The 16,242-nt window shown below is 65.3% G+C and carries 14 protein-coding genes and 2 pseudogenes; 6 read left to right on the forward strand and 10 right to left on the reverse strand.

Going from position 1 to position 16,242, the window contains the following annotated elements:
- Positions 1–2: 2 nt before the first annotated feature.
- From FYJ28_RS13670 to iolC, 7 genes and pseudogenes are all read right to left on the reverse strand, one after another.
- A pseudogene (locus tag FYJ28_RS13670) lies at positions 3–1,267 on the reverse strand (sugar porter family MFS transporter).
- Positions 1,268–1,484: 217 nt separating this feature from the next.
- Entirely contained in the window at positions 1,485–2,357 is an 873-nt protein-coding gene (locus FYJ28_RS13675; RefSeq protein ID WP_154579667.1) for a sugar phosphate isomerase/epimerase family protein, read from the reverse strand.
- A 22-nt stretch (positions 2,358–2,379) separates the two neighbouring features.
- The gene (locus tag FYJ28_RS13680; RefSeq protein ID WP_154579668.1) at positions 2,380–3,393 is read right to left on the reverse strand and encodes a Gfo/Idh/MocA family protein; all 1,014 of its coding nucleotides are present in this window, start codon (positions 3,391–3,393) and stop codon (positions 2,380–2,382) included.
- Between the two features lie 17 nt (positions 3,394–3,410).
- Positions 3,411–4,331, reverse strand: coding sequence for a sugar phosphate isomerase/epimerase family protein (locus FYJ28_RS13685; protein WP_326831727.1), 921 nt, complete (start codon positions 4,329–4,331; stop codon positions 3,411–3,413).
- 13 nt (positions 4,332–4,344) lie between these two features.
- Positions 4,345–6,291 carry a 3D-(3,5/4)-trihydroxycyclohexane-1,2-dione acylhydrolase (decyclizing) gene (iolD, locus tag FYJ28_RS13690; RefSeq protein WP_154579742.1) on the reverse strand — a complete coding sequence of 649 codons (1,947 nt, stop codon included), beginning with the start codon at positions 6,289–6,291 and terminating at the stop codon, positions 4,345–4,347.
- The gene (locus tag FYJ28_RS13695; protein WP_326831728.1) at positions 6,288–7,223 is read right to left on the reverse strand and encodes a Cgl0159 family (beta/alpha)8-fold protein; all 936 of its coding nucleotides are present in this window, start codon (positions 7,221–7,223) and stop codon (positions 6,288–6,290) included. The genes iolD and FYJ28_RS13695 overlap by 4 nt, the downstream gene beginning before the upstream one ends.
- Complete coding sequence (gene iolC, locus FYJ28_RS13700; RefSeq protein WP_326831729.1) at positions 7,220–8,212, reverse strand: 5-dehydro-2-deoxygluconokinase; 993 nt, start codon at positions 8,210–8,212, stop codon at positions 7,220–7,222. Before iolC ends, FYJ28_RS13695 begins: the two co-directional genes overlap by 4 nt.
- Positions 8,213–8,466: 254 nt before the next feature.
- Here iolC and FYJ28_RS17415 point away from each other — a divergent pair.
- The 4 genes and pseudogenes from FYJ28_RS17415 to FYJ28_RS13715 form a co-directional block, all read left to right on the forward strand.
- Positions 8,467–9,315: pseudogene (locus FYJ28_RS17415) on the forward strand (zinc-binding dehydrogenase); the annotation flags it as partial.
- Between the two features lie 15 nt (positions 9,316–9,330).
- The gene (locus FYJ28_RS17420; protein ID WP_229780481.1) at positions 9,331–9,975 is read left to right on the forward strand and encodes a M23 family metallopeptidase; all 645 of its coding nucleotides are present in this window, start codon (positions 9,331–9,333) and stop codon (positions 9,973–9,975) included.
- Positions 9,976–10,048: 73 nt separating this feature from the next.
- Positions 10,049–11,044, forward strand: a complete 996-nt coding sequence (gene corA, locus FYJ28_RS13710; RefSeq protein WP_326831737.1) for a magnesium/cobalt transporter CorA — start codon at positions 10,049–10,051, stop codon at positions 11,042–11,044.
- Between the two features lie 12 nt (positions 11,045–11,056).
- Positions 11,057–11,503: an META domain-containing protein gene (locus FYJ28_RS13715; protein WP_229780466.1), complete on the forward strand. Its 447-nt coding sequence runs from the start codon at positions 11,057–11,059 to the stop codon at positions 11,501–11,503.
- A gap of 90 nt (positions 11,504–11,593) precedes the next feature.
- On the opposite strand, the gene FYJ28_RS13720 is transcribed toward FYJ28_RS13715, so the two are convergent.
- On the reverse strand, positions 11,594–12,940 hold the full coding sequence (locus tag FYJ28_RS13720) for an MFS transporter (RefSeq protein ID WP_154579671.1): 1,347 nt from the start codon (positions 12,938–12,940) through the stop codon (positions 11,594–11,596).
- A gap of 343 nt (positions 12,941–13,283) precedes the next feature.
- Between FYJ28_RS13720 and FYJ28_RS13725 the strand changes: the two genes are divergently transcribed.
- Entirely contained in the window at positions 13,284–14,810 is a 1,527-nt protein-coding gene (locus tag FYJ28_RS13725; protein ID WP_154579672.1) for a S10 family peptidase, read from the forward strand.
- Positions 14,811–14,894: 84 nt separating this feature from the next.
- On the opposite strand, the gene FYJ28_RS13730 is transcribed toward FYJ28_RS13725, so the two are convergent.
- The gene (locus FYJ28_RS13730) at positions 14,895–15,470 is read right to left on the reverse strand and encodes a YdeI/OmpD-associated family protein (RefSeq protein ID WP_154579673.1); all 576 of its coding nucleotides are present in this window, start codon (positions 15,468–15,470) and stop codon (positions 14,895–14,897) included.
- A gap of 100 nt (positions 15,471–15,570) precedes the next feature.
- Here FYJ28_RS13730 and FYJ28_RS17560 point away from each other — a divergent pair, with 100 nt between their 5' ends.
- Positions 15,571–15,693: a hypothetical protein gene (locus FYJ28_RS17560; RefSeq protein ID WP_268235024.1), complete on the forward strand. Its 123-nt coding sequence runs from the start codon at positions 15,571–15,573 to the stop codon at positions 15,691–15,693.
- On the opposite strand, the gene FYJ28_RS13735 is transcribed toward FYJ28_RS17560, so the two are convergent.
- Positions 15,675–16,175: a DUF456 domain-containing protein gene (locus FYJ28_RS13735; RefSeq protein ID WP_154579674.1), complete on the reverse strand. Its 501-nt coding sequence runs from the start codon at positions 16,173–16,175 to the stop codon at positions 15,675–15,677. The two genes, FYJ28_RS17560 and FYJ28_RS13735, sit on opposite strands and share 19 nt — an antisense overlap.
- Between the last annotated feature and the right edge of the window lie 67 nt (positions 16,176–16,242).

Consider the following 16,242-nt stretch of genomic DNA (forward strand, 5'->3'; position numbering starts at 1 on the left):
ATTCAGTGCGCCGCCACGGTCCCGCCGCCGGGTCGGCGCAGTTCTGCGGGGTCCCCGCGGCGGAACTGCTCTTCGAGCTCTTCGAGCGACTTGCCGCGGGTTTCCGGAAGGTAGAGCTTCACAAAGATCACGGCCAGCACACCAATCGAGGCAAACATAAAGAACGTCGCGGAGATCCCGATCCCCTGGGTGAGAATCGGGAAGCTGAACCCCACGGCGAAATTCACCATCCACAGCACGACGCCGTTGATCCCATGCCGAGGCCGCGGATCTTCAGCGGGAAGATCTCCGAAAGCATCAGCCAGGTTACCGGGGAAATCGCACCCTGCTGGAAGGCCAGGAAACTGACCGTGAGGGCCAGGATCACAAAGCCGCGGCCGGTGCCTTCGGGCAGGATCAGTGAGAACAGGCCGATCAGGGCGAGGGCTACGATGGTTCCGATCTGCCCGACCATCAGCATGGGACGGCGCCCCACGCGGCCCAGCAGCCAGATGCCCACGAACGTGGCAAGGACTGAGATAACACCGTTGGCTATGTTGGCCGTAAGGCCCGCTTCAGTCCCGAACCCGGACTGCTTCAGGATCTCCGTGCCGTAGTACATGATCGAGTTCACGCCGGTGACCTGCTGGCAAATGGCCACTCCGACGCCGATCAGGAAAATGCGCCGCATCCACGGCACACCCAGATCCCGGAAGGAGCCCTTCTTGGCTTCATAGTCTTCCCGGGCCAGCTGCCGGACTTCATCAAACTCCTTGCGTGCCACTGCGGCCGTGCGGATCTTCTTCAGCACCTCGAAGGCCTCGGGGAAACTGCCAATCGAGGCGAGCCAGCGCGGACTTTCGGGCACCCGCAGCATTCCCAGCCACAGCGCAATCGCCGGCAGGGTGGCGAGGAAGAGCATCCAGCGCCAGATGTGCAGTTCATCGGACCAGACGTTGCCAAGTACAGCGTTGACGATAAACGCCAGCAGCTGGCCGCTGACAATCATCAGCTCGTTCCGGGTCACCATCTGTCCGCGGCGGTCTGCCGGGGACATCTCGGCCAGGAAGACCGGCACCATTGCAGACGCGCCGCCCACGGCCAGGCCGAGCACAAACCGGAACGGAACCATCACCTCCACGTTCGGCGCGAAGGAGACACCCAGGGTGCCGATGAGGAACACAGCCGCAAGAGCCATGATCATCCGCCGCCGTCCGTAGCGGTCCGAGAGCCGCCCGCCGGCGAGCGCCCCGAAGGCCGCTCCAAAGAGCAGTGCGCTCGTGACCATGCCGGTGGTCAGGGGGGGTCAATCCCAGGTCATCTTCCATAAACGGAAGCGCGCCGTTGATGACGCCGGTGTCGTAGCCAAACAGCAGCCCGCCCAGGGTGCTGACCGCCGTGATCCGCTTGAGTGCCTTCTCTGGCTTGCCTTCAGCCCCGGCTGCGGAAGACGCGGCGTCGTCTGCCTTCAAAGTGCCCATGATGTGTCCTCTCCGTTACCGGCCTCAGGCGAAACTGCCGACAAATTCCTTCATGGTCTGCAGCTGGTAGCGCGAGACTTCCAAGGCGTTCTCATCCTCGCCAAACACGCTGGAGACCATCACGGTCTCCGGGCGGTCCAGGAACCCGTTCTCCGCCAGGCCGCCGAAGAACTCCTGCCAGTCCACGTCGCCGTCGCCTATCTTCAGGTGCTGGTGCACCCGCACGGCGTTGCCCGGCGGGTTGGTGATGTAGCGCAGCCCGTGGGAAGCGTGGTGGTCCATGGTGTCGGCGACGTGCACCACGCGCAGCCGGTCTCCCGCTGCGGCCATGATCCGGGCCGGGTCGTCTTTCATATGGAAGGTATGGGCTGCGACGTAGACGAATCCGAGGTTCGGGGAGTTCACCCCGCGGATAACCCGCAAGGCTTCCAGCCCTTCCTCAACGAAGTCGTCCGGGTGCGGGTCGATGGCCACGTGGATGCCTTCGCGCTCAAAGACCGGCACCAGTTCCTCCATGGAGCGGTAAAACGCCGCTTCGGATTCCTCCGGCTGTTCCGGCCGGCCGCTGAATTCGGTGTTCATCTGCTCCACGCCAAGGTCGACGGCGATCTGGACGGCACGCTTCCAGTACCGCACGGCTGCCTGCCGGAGGTTCTCATCCGGAGAGGACCAGCGCAGGACCGGCAGGATGGAAGCGACCTCGACGTCCGCCTCAGCGCAGGCCTTCCGAAGGTCAGCAACCAGTGCGTCGTCAGCCTTGGGGTGCCGGAAGAACGGCAGCACGTCCGGGTGCGGGGTGAGCTGAAGATACTTGTAACCCAGCTCGGCGGCGAGCTGGGGGAACTCCAGCACGGAGTGGCTGGAGTGGAAGGGTGTGGGGTCCAGGGCAATCTTCATTGATGGGTCCTTCTCGGGGGGTTTAGCTGTACAGGGCGGGCTTGGTGTTCAGCTGCACCGGGACCTTGGCTCCGGTGCGCTGCGCTTCGACACCTGCTTCGCAGCACGCCGCCGTGGCGTACCCGTCCCAGGCGCTGGGCCCGCCAATCCGGTCCTGGAGCGCTGCATCCACCCAGGCCTGGATTTCGACGTCGTACGCGGCGGCGAACCGTTCTTCGAAGCCCGGGGCGACTTTTCCTCCCCACCGCCCCTGGGTGCGGACACTGGGACCGGAATCCCCGCCGATGCTGACAACCCCTGACTCAAAGGACGCCTGCGTGGCAACCTCGTACCCGTACTGGGCATTGACGTAGATTTCCACGTCGGCGAGCACCCCTGATTCGGTTTCGAGGAGGACATGCTGCGGGTCGTGCTGCCCTGCCGGGGCATTGCGGGTCGGCTTGCCCATCCGTACCTGGACGGAGGTGATCTCTTCGCCGGTGAAGAACCGGACGGCGTCGAATTCGTGCACCACGGAGTCATTGATGAGCATCTCGTTGGTGAATCCGGCGGGGGTGGAGGGGTTGCGGTGCTGGTGGTGGAGCACCAGCAGCTCGCCGAGCTCTCCGCTGCGGATGAGTTCCCCCAGCTGCGCGTATTCGGCGTCGAACCGGCGCATGAACCCTACCTGGATCCGCTGCCGGCCCAGCTTCTCCTCGGCCTGGACCACCTTCCACGCTGACTCTGCGTCCGGGGTCAGCGGCTTCTCGCACAGGATCGGCACATCCCTGGCCAGAGCGGCGTGGAGGATGTCCTCGTGCAGGAAACCCGGCGTGGCGATGAGCACCGCGTTGATGTCCGGATTCTCAAGCGCTTCCCGGGCATCGGCGAGCGCCACGGCGCCCGGAATCCCGGCGATCGCTGCGTTGGCCCGGTCCAGCGCAATGTCAACGACGGCTGCCACCTCGGCACCGTGGATACGCCGGTGGATGCGCTGGATGTGGTCAATTCCCATGCGGCCGGCACCGATGACGGCAACGCGGAGGTTCTGGCTCATTGTCTGTCTCTCTCTAACTAGTGAACGCGGGTCCGGGACCCGCAGGAAAGCAGGTAGCTGCGTGTGCGTTTGGCGATGGGAAGCGGGATGCCGAAGTCCGCCACCGGATACATGTCCTGTTCCACAATCCCGAACACCGGCCGGTCCAGGCCTTCGACGGCGCTGATGACCTGCGCCAGGTCGGGCAGGCCATTCGGCGGTTCGGTCATAACCCCGGCGAGGTTCGCTGCAGCCCAGGTGAGGTTCTGCTCCCGGACGGCCTGCAGCACGGCAGGGTCGATCTGCTTCAGGTGCAGATAGCCGATGCGTTCGGGGTACTTGGCGATCAGCTCCAGGCTGCTGGCGCCGCCGTATTCCGCGTGGCCTGTGTCCAGGCAGAGGGTGACCAGCTGGGGGTCTGTGTTATGCAGGAACCGTTCGATGTCCGCCTGGCCGCAGACATGTGAGTCTGCGTGTGAGTGGAACTGCTGCTGCAGTCCGTACTCCTCGGCCAGGACCTTGCCCAGGCGGTTGTGCCCGTCAAACAGGTCATTCCACTGGTCCGGGCTGAGCTGGCCGTTCTCCACCGGTTCGCCGGTGACATCGTCGCGCCACATGGCCGGAATGACCACAATATGCTCGCCGCCGATCGCCGCGGTCAGTTCAGCGACTTTCCGCGCAGGTTCCCAGGCGATGTCCCACTGGTCAACACCGCGGTGGAAGGCAGTGAACACCGTTCCAGCGGAGACCGAGAGGCCGCGGGCCTTCAGCTCGTCGGCGAGCCGGGACGGGTCGGTGGGCAGGTAGCCGTAGGGGCCAAGTTCGATCCAGCGGTATCCGGCTTCGGCAACCTCGTCCAGGAAACGCTGCCAGGGAATCTGCTTCGGGTCCTCGGGAAACCAGACACCCCATGAGTCGGGGGCGGTGCCGATGATCAGTTTGTTTTCAACGTCGCTCACGTTCGAAGTCCTTTCAGCCGAGGAACGGCTTTTGCTCTTTCTTATGGCTGGCATAGGTCTCGTAAGCGGCCTGCGTCGATTCCAGGCTGGAGACCCCGGAGACGGGAACGTCCCACCAGGATTCAGAATCCGGCGCGTCCAGCAGCGGATCAGACTCAACGTGGATCAGCACGGGACCGGACCCTTCCGGCTCGGCCTTGGCTTTGGCGACGGCCGCTTCGAGGTCCTCGATGACACCTTGTCTTGGTTCCACACGGATTACACGAACACCCAGGGATTCGGCATTCGCAGCGAGATCCACGGGCAGCACCTCGCCGTCGTCAAACGTGTGCCGTTTTTTGTCCAGCGTCCGGTATTTGGTGCCGAACCGCTGGGAGCCAAGGGACTCGGACAGCGCTCCGATGGAGGCGTAGCCGTGGTTCTGGATCAGCACCACAATGAGCTTGAGGCCCTCAGCCACAGCGGTGACCAGTTCGGTGTGCATCATCAGGTAGGACCCGTCCCCCACCATGACTACGACGTCGCGCGGCTGGCTTGCTGCTGTTCCCTCCTGCGCACGGTGAGCCTCATCCACGGCGGCGCGTTTTACGCCCATCCCGCCGGGGATTTCGTAGCCCATGCAGGAATAGGCATACTCCACGTGGTAGCCGAACGGGTCCCGGACCCGCCACATCTTGTGCAGGTCACCCGGGAGCGATCCCGCCGCGCAGACCACCACGTCCCGGGGATCCATGGCCCGGTTGACCGCGCCGATGATCTCATTCTGGCTGGGCAGCGGCGTGTGTCCGGATCCAAATGCGTCGTCGACGGTCTGGTTCCAGCGCTTCTTCTCTGCAGCCATCCGGTTCGCCAGGTCTCCGGACACCCGGTACCCGGAGAGGCTTTGGCTGAGTTTCACCAGCGCTTTCCGGGCATCGGCCACGACGGGCAGGCTGGTTCCCTGCTTGTACGCGTCGAGTGCGGCTACGTTGATGTTGATGAACCGCACGTCCGGGTGCTGGAACGCGGTGCGCGACGCGGTGGTGAAGTCCTCGTACCGGGTCCCGATCCCGATGATCAGGTCAGCGTCGCGGGCGAGGGCGTTAGCCGCAGTGGTGCCGGTGGAACCAACCGCGCCGACGCAGTACGGGGCATCCCAGGGAAGGGACCCGACGCCGGCCTGGGTGTAGGCCACCGGAATACCGGTGAGCTCCGCGAACTCTGCCAGCGCGGTTCCCGCGAAGGCGTACAGGACACCGCCGCCGGCGATGATCAGCGGGCGCTCCGCGGAGCGGATGAGCTGTGCCGCGCGGCGGATGTCTGCATCTTCGGGTTCCGGCCGCCGGATCCGCCATTCCCGTTCAGCGAGGAATTCGCCGGGAACATCCAGGACTTCGGCCTGCACGTCCTGCGGCAGCGAAATGGTCACTGCTCCGGTCTCGGCCGGGTCGGTGAGCACCCGCAGTCCGTGGAACAGTGCAGAGAAAAGCTGCTCCGGCCTGCTGACCCGGTCAAAGTACTTCGAGAGCGGGCGGAAGGCGTCATTGACGGTGACGTCGTAGGCCTCGGGGCGTTCAAGCTGCTGCAGCACGGGATCCGCTGCCCGGGTGGCGAAGGTGTCCGACGGCAGCAGCAGCACCGGAAGCCGGTTGGTGGTGGCAAGTGCGGCTCCGGTGAGCATGTTGGTAGCTCCGGGGCCGATCGAGCTGGAGACTGCGAAGGCAGCACGCCGCCGGGAGTGGCGGGCGTAGCCCACGGACTGGTGCACCTGGGCCTGTTCGTTCCGGCCCTGGTAATACGGCATAAGGGTGGGATCCTGGACCTGCCACTGCTTCAGGGCCTGTCCCACTCCGGCAACGTTGCCGTGGCCGAAAATCCCGAACATTCCGGGGATCAGCCGTTCGCGGTACTCACCCTCACCGGCGTCGTCGGTGGTGTACTGCCTGCCCAGGAACTCTACGACCGCCTGGGCCACGGTCATTCTGCGGTGGGACATCGGCTGGGGATCTCCTGTCGGGTGCGGGTTTTCAGCAGGGATGCGGCGGCGGCCACGGCTTCGCGGACGGTGCCTTCCCTGGGGTAAAGCAGCGTGCGGCCAACGGTCAGGCCCTGCACTCCGGGCAGGCGCAGCGCAGCGCCCCAGGTCGCGTAGATTTCCTCCGGGCTGCCGGCGGGATCCCCGCCCAGCAGCACGGTGGGCATGGTGGTGGCGGCCATGACCCGTTCCATGTCCTCCACCACGGGCAGTTTCATCCAGGTGTAGGCGCTGGTGGATCCCAGACCTGACGCGACCGCGACTGACTTCACCACGGCGTCGGTGCTGAGGTCATTGCGGATGCTGCCCTTGTTCCAAACTGAGATGAACGGCTCCACCATGGCTATCAGCCGGCGTTCGGCCAGGGAATCGATGGCCTTGGCCGCTGACTCCAGGGCTCCGGCGGTTGCGGGGTCGCCCAGGCAGATCCGCAGCAGCAGCTTCCCGCCGGTGGCACCCAGCTCCGACAGCGCCTCGGCAGTGTGGCCGGTAAACCTGTCATCCACCTCGTTGACGTAACCCGCCAGGCCTCCGCGGTTCATCGAACCGAACAGCAGCTTCCCGTCCAGCGCTCCGAGCAGGAGCAGATCGTCCATAATGTCCGGGCTGGCCAGGACGCCGTCCACGGCGGGGTTGGCCAGTGCTTCGCGCAGCCGGTCCAGCAGGTCGCGGCGGTCCGCCATCGCCGTCGGGTTCTCCCCTACGGCAAGGGCACCGCGCGCCGGATGGTCCGCAGCGACAATGAAGTTCTGTTCCCCGAGCTTGATGCCCGGATGCGGACGGCGGGCCGCTGCTGCACGGGCCACGGCTCCGGGATCTTCCAGCCGCAGCCGGGAGAGGTGCTGGTAGCGGTGCGGGTTGTCATCGAAGCCGTTCACCGGGCTGCCTCCGCTGCTTCTGGCAGACTGCGGCCGCGCTCGGTGAGCAGTGAGAGAACTTCCTCCGGCGTGGGCATGGCATCGGCGCAGGAAAGGCGGGAGGCCACAATCGCACCCGACGCGTTGGCGTAGTCCAGTACGGCTTCCAGCGGCCAGCCGGAGAGCAGTCCGTGGCAGAACGCTCCGCCGAACGCATCTCCGGCTCCCAGGCCGTTCAGTGTCTGCACCGGCACCGGCGCAGAAACAGCCCGCCCGGTGCGGGTCTTGGCCATCACGCCGTCGGCACCAAGCTTGACGACGGCGACCTCGACTCCCGCCTCCATCAGCCTGTCCGCCTGTTCATCCGGGGTACCTGGTCCCACGGCGACGGCGCATTCGGCCTCATTGCCGATCGCCACAGTGACGTGCGGGAGGATCCGGGCAACCTGGGCGCGGGCTTCCGCTTCCGAATCCCAGAACATGGGGCGGTAGTCCAGATCCAGCACCGTGTACTGGCCCGGCTTCAGTCCCTGGCGCGGGCGCGCCTCGTGGGCTGCCACGTGGGCGGAGCGGCTGGGCTCCTGGCACAGGCCGGTCACCGTGGTCCAGAAGATGCCGGCATCTTTGATGGCCTGCAGGTCGAGTTCCCCGGCGGAGATCTGCAGGTCGGGTGCGGTGGGGAACCGCCCGTAGAAGTAGAGGGGGAAGTCGTCCGGGGGCTGAATGGAACAGAACGTAGCCGGGGTCTGCAGTCCCGGGACCGAGGCAACGAATCCGGCGTCGACCCCGAACTTTGCGAGCTCCCGGCGCAGGTAGGCTCCGAACGGGTCCTCCCCGGTCCGGGTGATGACCGCACTGCTGCGGCCGTGCCGCGCCGCGGCCACTGCAACGTTGGAGGGGGAACCTCCAAGGTACTTTCCGAATGTCTTTACGTCGGCCAGTCCCACCCCGACGTCGTCGGGGTAAATGTCGACGCTGATCCGTCCCATGGTAAGCAAATCGTGAGCCACAACAGGTCCTCAGCCTTTCTGTTCGGGGCGGTATGCGGCCTGCTCGTCCCCACGGAACCCAGCCTGCCTGTGAGCCATAACACATCCCAACTCTGCCCGAGGCGCCATGTCCTGTCAATGCTTTGTACTGACATACTTACATTTGCCTTTCTTCGCTATCGGGAGGGCGCGGGCCGCACCGGAGAAGTGGACCCTGTACGCAGCCCGCCGCAGGTGCTCTGCTGGAAAGCACCCCACCGTCGAAGGAGAATTCCATGCGCGGCGTAGTAATGCATGCACCCGGAGATGTCCGGGTGGAAGACCGGCCGGATCCCACCATCGAAGAACCTACCGACGCCGTCATCCGGCTCGCGGCCACCTGCATCTGCGGATCGGACCTCTGGCCGTACCGCGGGGTCGAAGACGTCAGCAAGTCCTCCCCCATGGGCCATGAGTACATCGGCTGGGTGGAGGACGTCGGCGCCGAGGTGCGGACCCTCAAGCCCGGGGACTTCGTTGTCGGGTCCTTCTGGGCATCGGACAACACCTGTGAAATCTGCCGGGCCGGTTACCAGAGCCGCTGCGTCAACGCCATTCCCATGGGAATGCTGGGGACCCAGGCACAGTTCGCCCGGATTCCGCTGGCCGACGGCACCTTGGTCCCCACCCCCGGCTCGCCGCCCGCGGACCTGCTGCCGTCTTTGATGGCTGCCTCCGATGCGCTGGGCACCGGCTGGTTCGGAGCTGTCGCTGCCGAGGCAGGTCCGGGAAAGACCGTTGCAGTGGTGGGCGACGGCGCCGTCGGCGTTTTGGCCGTGCTTGCCGCCAAACAACTGGGCGCCGAGCGGATCATCGCCATGAGCCGGCATCCGGAGCGGCAGCAGCTCGCCCGCGAATTCGGAGCAACGGACATTGTCGCGGAGCGGGGCGACGCAGGTGTGGCCGCAGTCAAGGAGCTGACCCGTGGCCTTGGGGCGCACTCCGTGGTGGAGGCCGTCGGCACACAGGAAGCAATGATGCAGGCTGTCCGCTGCACCCGGCCCGGCGGGCACCTGGGGTTCGTGGGGGTCGCGGACGGCTACCGTGCCATGGACGAGCGCCGCGCAGTCAAAGTGCTGCTGACGCCCTCGTCTGAGCCCATGGACCCCGTGCTGCTGCACTTCCCCTTCACCGGCCGATGGACCGTGCAGAACAGTCCGGCGAACCGGGTCCCCAGCCACGGAACCCACCTGCTCGGCACCACCTACGCCATCGACTTCGTCGCGGTGGACGGCCGCGGCCGCTCCGCGCCGCCGTCGTGGCGTGCCGTCCTGGGCACCGAGGCTCCGCAGGAGTTCACCGGATTCGGCGTTCCGGTGCTGGCACCGGTCGCAGGCACGGTGGCGGCAGTGCACGACGGCGAACCGGACCACGAGGCGCGCCGCTCGCCGCTTGCACTGGCCGGGTATGCCTTCACCCAGCGCGAGCGCGTCCGGCGGGGCCCGGCTGGGATCGCCGGCAACCACGTGGTGCTGGCAGCCGGGTCCGGGGCGGACCGGGTCTATGTGCTGCTGGCCCATCTGCGCCGGGGATCCGTCGCGGTGGCTGTGGGGGATGCGGTGGTCCCGGGGGAAATACTGGGCGAATGCGGCAACTCGGGCAACAGCACCGAGCCGCACGTCCACCTCCAGGTCTGCGATTCCATGGACTGGGAGCGGGCACTCGGCCTGCCGCTGGCGTTCCGTCATCCGGAAACGGGTTCACCGTGGCTGCCCCGCAATGCTGAGGTCTTCAGCGTCAGCTAGTGCTGGCTGGCCGCGCCGGGCCGGCAATCGACGTAGGCTCATGTGGTAAGCAGGCTTGGCAGAAGGAGCAGCAGTGACCCTGGTGGACAACGCCGTGTACGTGGACGGCAAACGCCTGCACAGCCCGGAAACCCTTGAGGAGACTTTCGACCTCACCCGGGAGACGGGCGGCATGGCCTGGATAGGGCTCTACCGTCCGGATGACATTGAGCTGCTGGCCGTTTCCGAGGAATTCGGTCTAAACCTGCTGATTGTTGAGGACGCTTTGGCCGGTCACCAGCGCTCCAAGCTGGAACAGTACGGTGACCAGCTCTTTGTGGTGCTGCGGCCCGCCCGCTACCTGGACGACGTCGAACGCGTTGAAATTGGCGAGCTGCACCTGTTTGTGGGCCCCAACTTTGTAGTTACCGTCCGCCACGCCGAGTCTCCGGACCTGGCGCGGGTACGGAAGCGACTGGAACACGAAGTCGACTTGCTCTCCCTGGGCCCGCAGGCAGTGCTGTACGCCATCCTGGACCAGGTGGTCGATGAGTACGCGCCGGTTTCAGCCGGTCTTGAAAACGATATCGATGAGATTGAAGACCAGCTCTTCGGCGGCGATGCCGAAGTCTCCCGCCGCATCTACGAACTCTCACGCGAAGTCATCGGCTGCCAGCGGGCCATCAGCCCCCTGGAAACGGTGGTGGGCGAACTGCAGCGGAATCCGGAAAAGTATGGTGTGCCGCCCCAGCTCAAAGACAACCTGGGGGATGTACTGGACCATGTGCTCCGCCTGATCGACCGGATCACGTCCTACCGTTCACTGCTGGACAATGCCCTTTCGCTCAGCTCAACCCTGGCCTCGAACCGCCTCGCGGAGACATCGGTGGCGCAGAATGAGCAGACCAAGAAGATCTCCTCCTGGGCAGCCATCCTCTTTGCACCCACCCTGGTGGGGACCGTCTACGGCATGAACTTCGAACACATGCCCGAGCTGGACTGGGCTTTGGGTTACCCCATGGCACTGGCGCTTATGGTGGTGCTTGGGATACTGCTCTATGCAGCGTTCAAACGGAATAACTGGCTGTAGGAGGCCCAAAACATGCGCACCCGGATCACCTTCCTGGCCCTGGCCCTGCTGCTAGGGGTTTCCGCCTGCGCCATGGACCCCGGCAGCAACGGTGGAACCCCTGACGTGACGGGCAGCAGCGGCGGGGCGTCGCCGTCGTCGTCGTCGTCCGGTTCTCCCGATGCCTCAGCTGACGCGTCCGCACCCGAAGGCATCTGGGGCAACCCGGAGAACACCCGCGAGCCTTCCCTGGAGCTGCACGAGGACGGCCGTCTTACCGGAACGGACGGCTGCAACCGGCTGATGGGCCGCTGGGTCCTGGAGGACGGGACGGTCCGCTTCCAGGAAGTGGCCATGACCATGATGGCCTGCCCGGACGTGGACCAGTGGCTGGCTTCAGCCGCCAGCGCGGTTCCCAGCGAGGACACCCTGTTGGTGTACGACGGCGCCGGCAACGAAATCGGCACCCTCACCCGGTAGCCCTCCCCCTTCACCGAAATGACAGAAACTGCCCGTATGAAGCTTCATACGGGCAGTTTCTGCTATCTCGTTTGGGGGTGTCGGAAAGGACTACTTGGACTGCGGAGCCCGGTGCGATTCCTCGACGCCAAGATCGGCGCCCTTGGTTTCCTTGACCATGGTCACTGCCACGAAGGAGATGACGCAGAGGACCATGATGTAGATGCCGATCGAGCCGGACCAGCCGGTCGCGTTCAGCAGCATCTCGGCAATCATGGGCGCAAATGCGCCGCCCAGGATGGCACCGAGCGCGTAGCCGATGGAAACACCGGAGTAGCGGACGCGGGCCGGGAACATCTCGGCGTACAGCGCCGACTGCGGTCCGTAGGAGAGGCCCAGGCCGATGGTCAGCACGAAGATGGACAGGCCGAACAGGAACACGTTGGCGGTGTCGATCAGCAGGAACATCGGAATAGCCCACAGGAACACCCAGGCGTAGCCGATCTGGAAGGTGCGAACACGGCCGATCTTGTCAGAGAGCATGCCGCCGTACATCGTGAAGATCAGCCAGCCGAAGGAGCCTACGGTGGTGGCCAGCAGCACGGCCGGACGTTCCATCCCCAGCGCCTTGCCGGCGTAGGAGGCGAAGAACGCGATAACCAGGTAGCCGGCTGCGTTGTTGGCGATGAAGATCAGGGCGGCAAGGATGACCTCGCGGGAGTTGTACTTGAAGAGCTGCCCCAGCGGTGCGGAGGATTCCTTCTTGCGCTGCTGCATCTCCTTGAAGACCGGGCTCTCATCCACCGAGCGGCGGATGAAGTAGCCCACGAAGATCAGGACCACGGAGAAGAGGAACGGAAGGCGCCAGCCCCACTCCAGGAAGGCCTCTTCGCTGAGGGTGCTGGAGATGACAAACATGACGAACGTCGCCAGGATCATGCCGACGGGAACGCCGATCTGCGGGTAGGCACCGAAGAAGCCGCGCTTGTTCACGGGTGCGTGCTCAACGGAGAGCAGGGCAGCACCGCCCCATTCGCCACCGGCGGAGAAGCCCTGCAGGATACGCAGGACCAGCAGCAGGATCGGTGCTGCGACGCCGATCTGTGCGTAGGTGGGCAGCACGCCGATCAGGGCAGTGGCGGCACCCATCATGATCAGGGTGAACACGAGCATCTGCTTGCGGCCAAGCTTGTCGCCCAGGTGGCCGGCGACGATGGCGCCCAGCGGACGGAACAGGAAGCTGATGCCGATGGAGGCGAAGGAAACGATCTGTGCCAGGGCAGTGCCTTCACCGACGGGCGCGAAGTAAAGGGTGGCCAGGACGAAGCCTGCGGCCTGGGCGTAGATGAAGAAGTCGTACCACTCGATGGTGGTACCAACCAGGGTGCCCGCAAGTACCTTGCGTTCCTCCCGGCTCATCCGCTGGGACGGCGCAGCAGACGCGCTTTTAGTAGTCATTGAAACTCCATTATTTTTTGACTGGGGAAACATTACTGAAAGAACGGTCGGTAACCTGTCGCATCAAGATACCCTGATCTGTGACCGGGGACACACTATGTTCCATTTATGACAGCCGGCCTCTGGAAGATGTCGCTGCCCTGGCACACAGCCAGCAATGAGGCGATCCGAGCCGGGCGGCGGCGGACTGGCGGAATGGATCGCACCCGCACTTCTCCGTCACTTCCTCTTCAAAACGACGTGTTCGATATTTGAACATGTGTTTCTTATAGCGAACTAGTGGAACTATAGATGACGTGTGATACAGCACACAAGTCAGAGTTTTGCCCGCTAGGCTGAATGAATGCCTTCACAGTCCGCAGAGACCAGCCCTGCTCCGGGACCCACCGAGAAATCGCCGGCCGGGGCAGCGTCCGCACCATCGGCGTCGAACACCGGCGGCACCACCGACGTAGCTGACGATCTGGTGCAGCGCAGCCACCGGCTGCCCTCCGGTCTGGAGTACACGACCACCACTGGCCGGGTGGTGTTCAGGCGGGAGGAAACTTCCGACGGCAAGTCAGACGGGTTCAAGCCCAAGGCAGAGATCTTCCTGTCCGCTTACACGGCCAACCTCGCCGCGAAAGAAACCCCGAACCCCCGTCCGGTGGTTTTCGCCTTCAACGGCGGGCCCGGCTCATCCTCCGTGTGGCTGCACCTGGGGCTGCTCGGTCCCCGGCTGGTCGATTCCGGCGATGCCGGCAGCCTCACCCCTCCCCCGTACGGCCTGGTCGACAACCCGCAGACGCTGCTGGAACATGCCGACCTGGTGATGATCGATCCCGTGAATACCGGCTTCTCCCGGGTTGTGGACGGCAACACCGCGGACGAGTTCCACGCGTTCGAGCAGGACCGGGACCTGGTGGCGGAAGTGATCCGCCTGTGGACCACCCGCAACAACCGCTGGCTGAGCCCGAAGTACCTGGTGGGCGAGTCCTACGGCACCCTGCGTGCCGTCGCCGTCGCCGGGCGCCTCTTTGATGCGTACGGAATGTCCGTCAACGGGCTTGGCTTGATCTCCACCGTCTTGAACCTGGGCACCGTCATGTTCGCACCGGGTGTGGACACGCCTTATGCCCTTCACCTGCCCACCTACGCCGCGATCGCGCATTTCCACGGGCGGCATCCGGGCCGGGAGCTGGCCGATGTGGTGCGTGAGGCGGAGGAGTATGCGGCGAAGGACTACGGATATGCCCTCAGCCAGGGCTCCCGGCTCACCACGGAGGAGTACGACGCCGCTGTCCAGCGCCTTGCCGAACTCACCACCCTTGACCCCGGGTTTATCCGCCGCACCAACCTGCGCTGGGACTATGCCCAGTTCTCCGCCGAGCTGCTCCGGGACCAGGGACTGGCTGTAGGGCGGATCGACGGGCGCTTCACCGCTCCCGCGGAGGACCCGCAGGCCTCGGTCAACTGGGACGATCCCAGCCTCGCCGCAATCAACGGCCCCTACGCCGCGGCAATCAACCACTACGTCCGTGCCGAGCTCGGCTACGAGAACGACCTGCCTTACGAAGTCCTCACCGGCAGGGTCCAGCCGTGGAGCTACAAGGAGTTCGAGGGCGTACCCATCGACGTCACAAAGACCCTTGAACGGCTGATGGCGCACAACCCGAGCCTGCGGGTGCACGTTGACTACGGCTATTACGACGGCGCTACACCCCATTTCGCGGCCGAGTACCTCTGGGCGCACCTGCGTTTGTCCGACGCAGCCCGCGCACGGTTCACGCACCACTATTACGAGGCGGGGCACATGATGTACCTGCAGCCCGAAGCGCGCTCGGGGCAGCTTGCCGCCCTGGCCGAGTTCGTAGCACCGCCCGCGGACTAATCGGCCGAGAGTGGCCCGTCGGCCGGCTCGGGGCGCGGCGGGGCCGGGTTGGACCGGAGCAACCCAGCGGCCAAGCTTGACCCCTCAGGCAAGGCCGTCGGCCAGCGAGGCCACTTGCCTGGCGATTCGGGCTGCCCGTACCGTGTCGTTGGGCGCCGTGACCACCTGGCGGAGGATGGGATAGCGGGCTGAGCGGCCCAGCCCTGCGAAAGCCGCAGCCGCGTCCGGCACAGCCGCCAGTGCAGCTTCCAGGTCAGTCGGGACTTCAAGCGTCGCGGGTCCTCCGTAGGCCCGGTCCCATCGGCCGTCTGCTTTGGCCCGGTCAATTTCGGCCTGCCCCCGCTCCCGCATGCGGCCGGACTCGATCAGTCCGGCGACCAGTTCCACGTTCCGTTTTGACCACAGGGACCGCACCCGTCTGGGCGTGAAGTGCTGCCGGAACGTTGCGGAGTCCACGGTGTTCCTGCGGCCGTCGATCCAGCCGCTGCACAGTGCCTCCCCCAGCGCTTCGGCATACGTGAGCGATGTAGGAATCCGGGTCCCCTTTTTCGCCAGGATCAGCCAAACGCCGTCGCTCACTGCATCGTTCTCCTGGAGCCAGGCCCGCCAGGCCGCGGCGTCGGCAACGACCAGTTCGGGCGGAACGGCTCGTTCAGTCATGGGTGATGTCCTTGAGGCGGGGAAGCTGGCCGGGTCGGCATCTCTTGAGTATTCCCCAGATTGGGGACAGCTTTTGTCCGCAGGTCGGGCGGTTATCCACATGGCGTGGTTCGACGCACTGGAACCACTGCCGCCGGCGCTCACCGGGCGAATGGCCAAGGCGGTGGGTGTGATCATCTCCGGCCGAAGCGGTCCTGAATCCCTTCAGCGGGACGCGAAGTGAACCCAGACGCCGATAATCCACGCGGTTCCGGCCGCGAGCGCGAGCCCGAGCTCCACCAGCATGCCCAGCCCGGTGGCCTTCAGCGCCGCCCAGGACGAGGACGCAGCTGCCGGGAAACTGCGCTGCCGCGCGAACTCGCTGAGCAGCAGACCGCCGGCGAAGCCAACGATCAGCCCCACCACCGGGATAAAGAACATTCCGGTGATTCCTGCCGCCAGGCCAATGAGGACGGACCGGTTGGGTATCTGCCGCTGCTTGAGTTTCCTGCCAGTCAGGACGGCGCTGGCAGAAAGCCCGCTCAGGGCGAACAGCGCACCGAAAGCGAAGGACCACCAGCCCGCGCCACTGCTGACGCCGATGGCCCACCCCAGGAAGGCCAGCAGGATCAGGATGCTGCCAGGCAGCACAGGCACCACGATGCCGGCCACACCCACCGCGATCAGCAGGCCGGCGACGATGGTGATGATCAGGTCCGTATCCATGCAGCCAAGTCTTCCACGCGTTGTGCCGGGCGCAGGACCGGCGAATCCGGCAGAACCCGGACCGCTG

The sequence above is a fragment of the Arthrobacter sp. BL-252-APC-1A genome (assembly GCF_009696625.1).
GTDB lineage: Bacteria > Actinomycetota > Actinomycetes > Actinomycetales > Micrococcaceae > Arthrobacter_B.

Bases quoted from the DNA above. Each gene is read 5' to 3' on its own strand.
- FYJ28_RS13675 (WP_154579667.1), bottom strand. From the start codon at position 2,357: ATGAAGATTGCCCTGGACCCCACACCCTTCCACTCCAGCCACTCCGTG.
- FYJ28_RS13680 (WP_154579668.1), bottom strand. From the start codon at position 3,393: ATGAGCCAGAACCTCCGCGTTGCCGTCATCGGTGCCGGCCGCATGGGA.
- iolD (WP_154579742.1), bottom strand. From the start codon at position 6,291: ATGACCGTGGCCCAGGCGGTCGTAGAGTTCCTGGGCAGGCAGTACACC.
- FYJ28_RS17420 (WP_229780481.1), top strand. From the start codon at position 9,331: ATGGACCCCGTGCTGCTGCACTTCCCCTTCACCGGCCGATGGACCGTG.
- FYJ28_RS13715 (WP_229780466.1), top strand. From the start codon at position 11,057: ATGCGCACCCGGATCACCTTCCTGGCCCTGGCCCTGCTGCTAGGGGTT.
- FYJ28_RS13720 (WP_154579671.1), bottom strand. From the start codon at position 12,940: ATGACTACTAAAAGCGCGTCTGCTGCGCCGTCCCAGCGGATGAGCCGG.
- FYJ28_RS13725 (WP_154579672.1), top strand. From the start codon at position 13,284: ATGCCTTCACAGTCCGCAGAGACCAGCCCTGCTCCGGGACCCACCGAG.
- FYJ28_RS13730 (WP_154579673.1), bottom strand. From the start codon at position 15,470: ATGACTGAACGAGCCGTTCCGCCCGAACTGGTCGTTGCCGACGCCGCG.
- FYJ28_RS17560 (WP_268235024.1), top strand. From the start codon at position 15,571: ATGGCGTGGTTCGACGCACTGGAACCACTGCCGCCGGCGCTCACCGGG.
- FYJ28_RS13735 (WP_154579674.1), bottom strand. From the start codon at position 16,175: ATGGATACGGACCTGATCATCACCATCGTCGCCGGCCTGCTGATCGCG.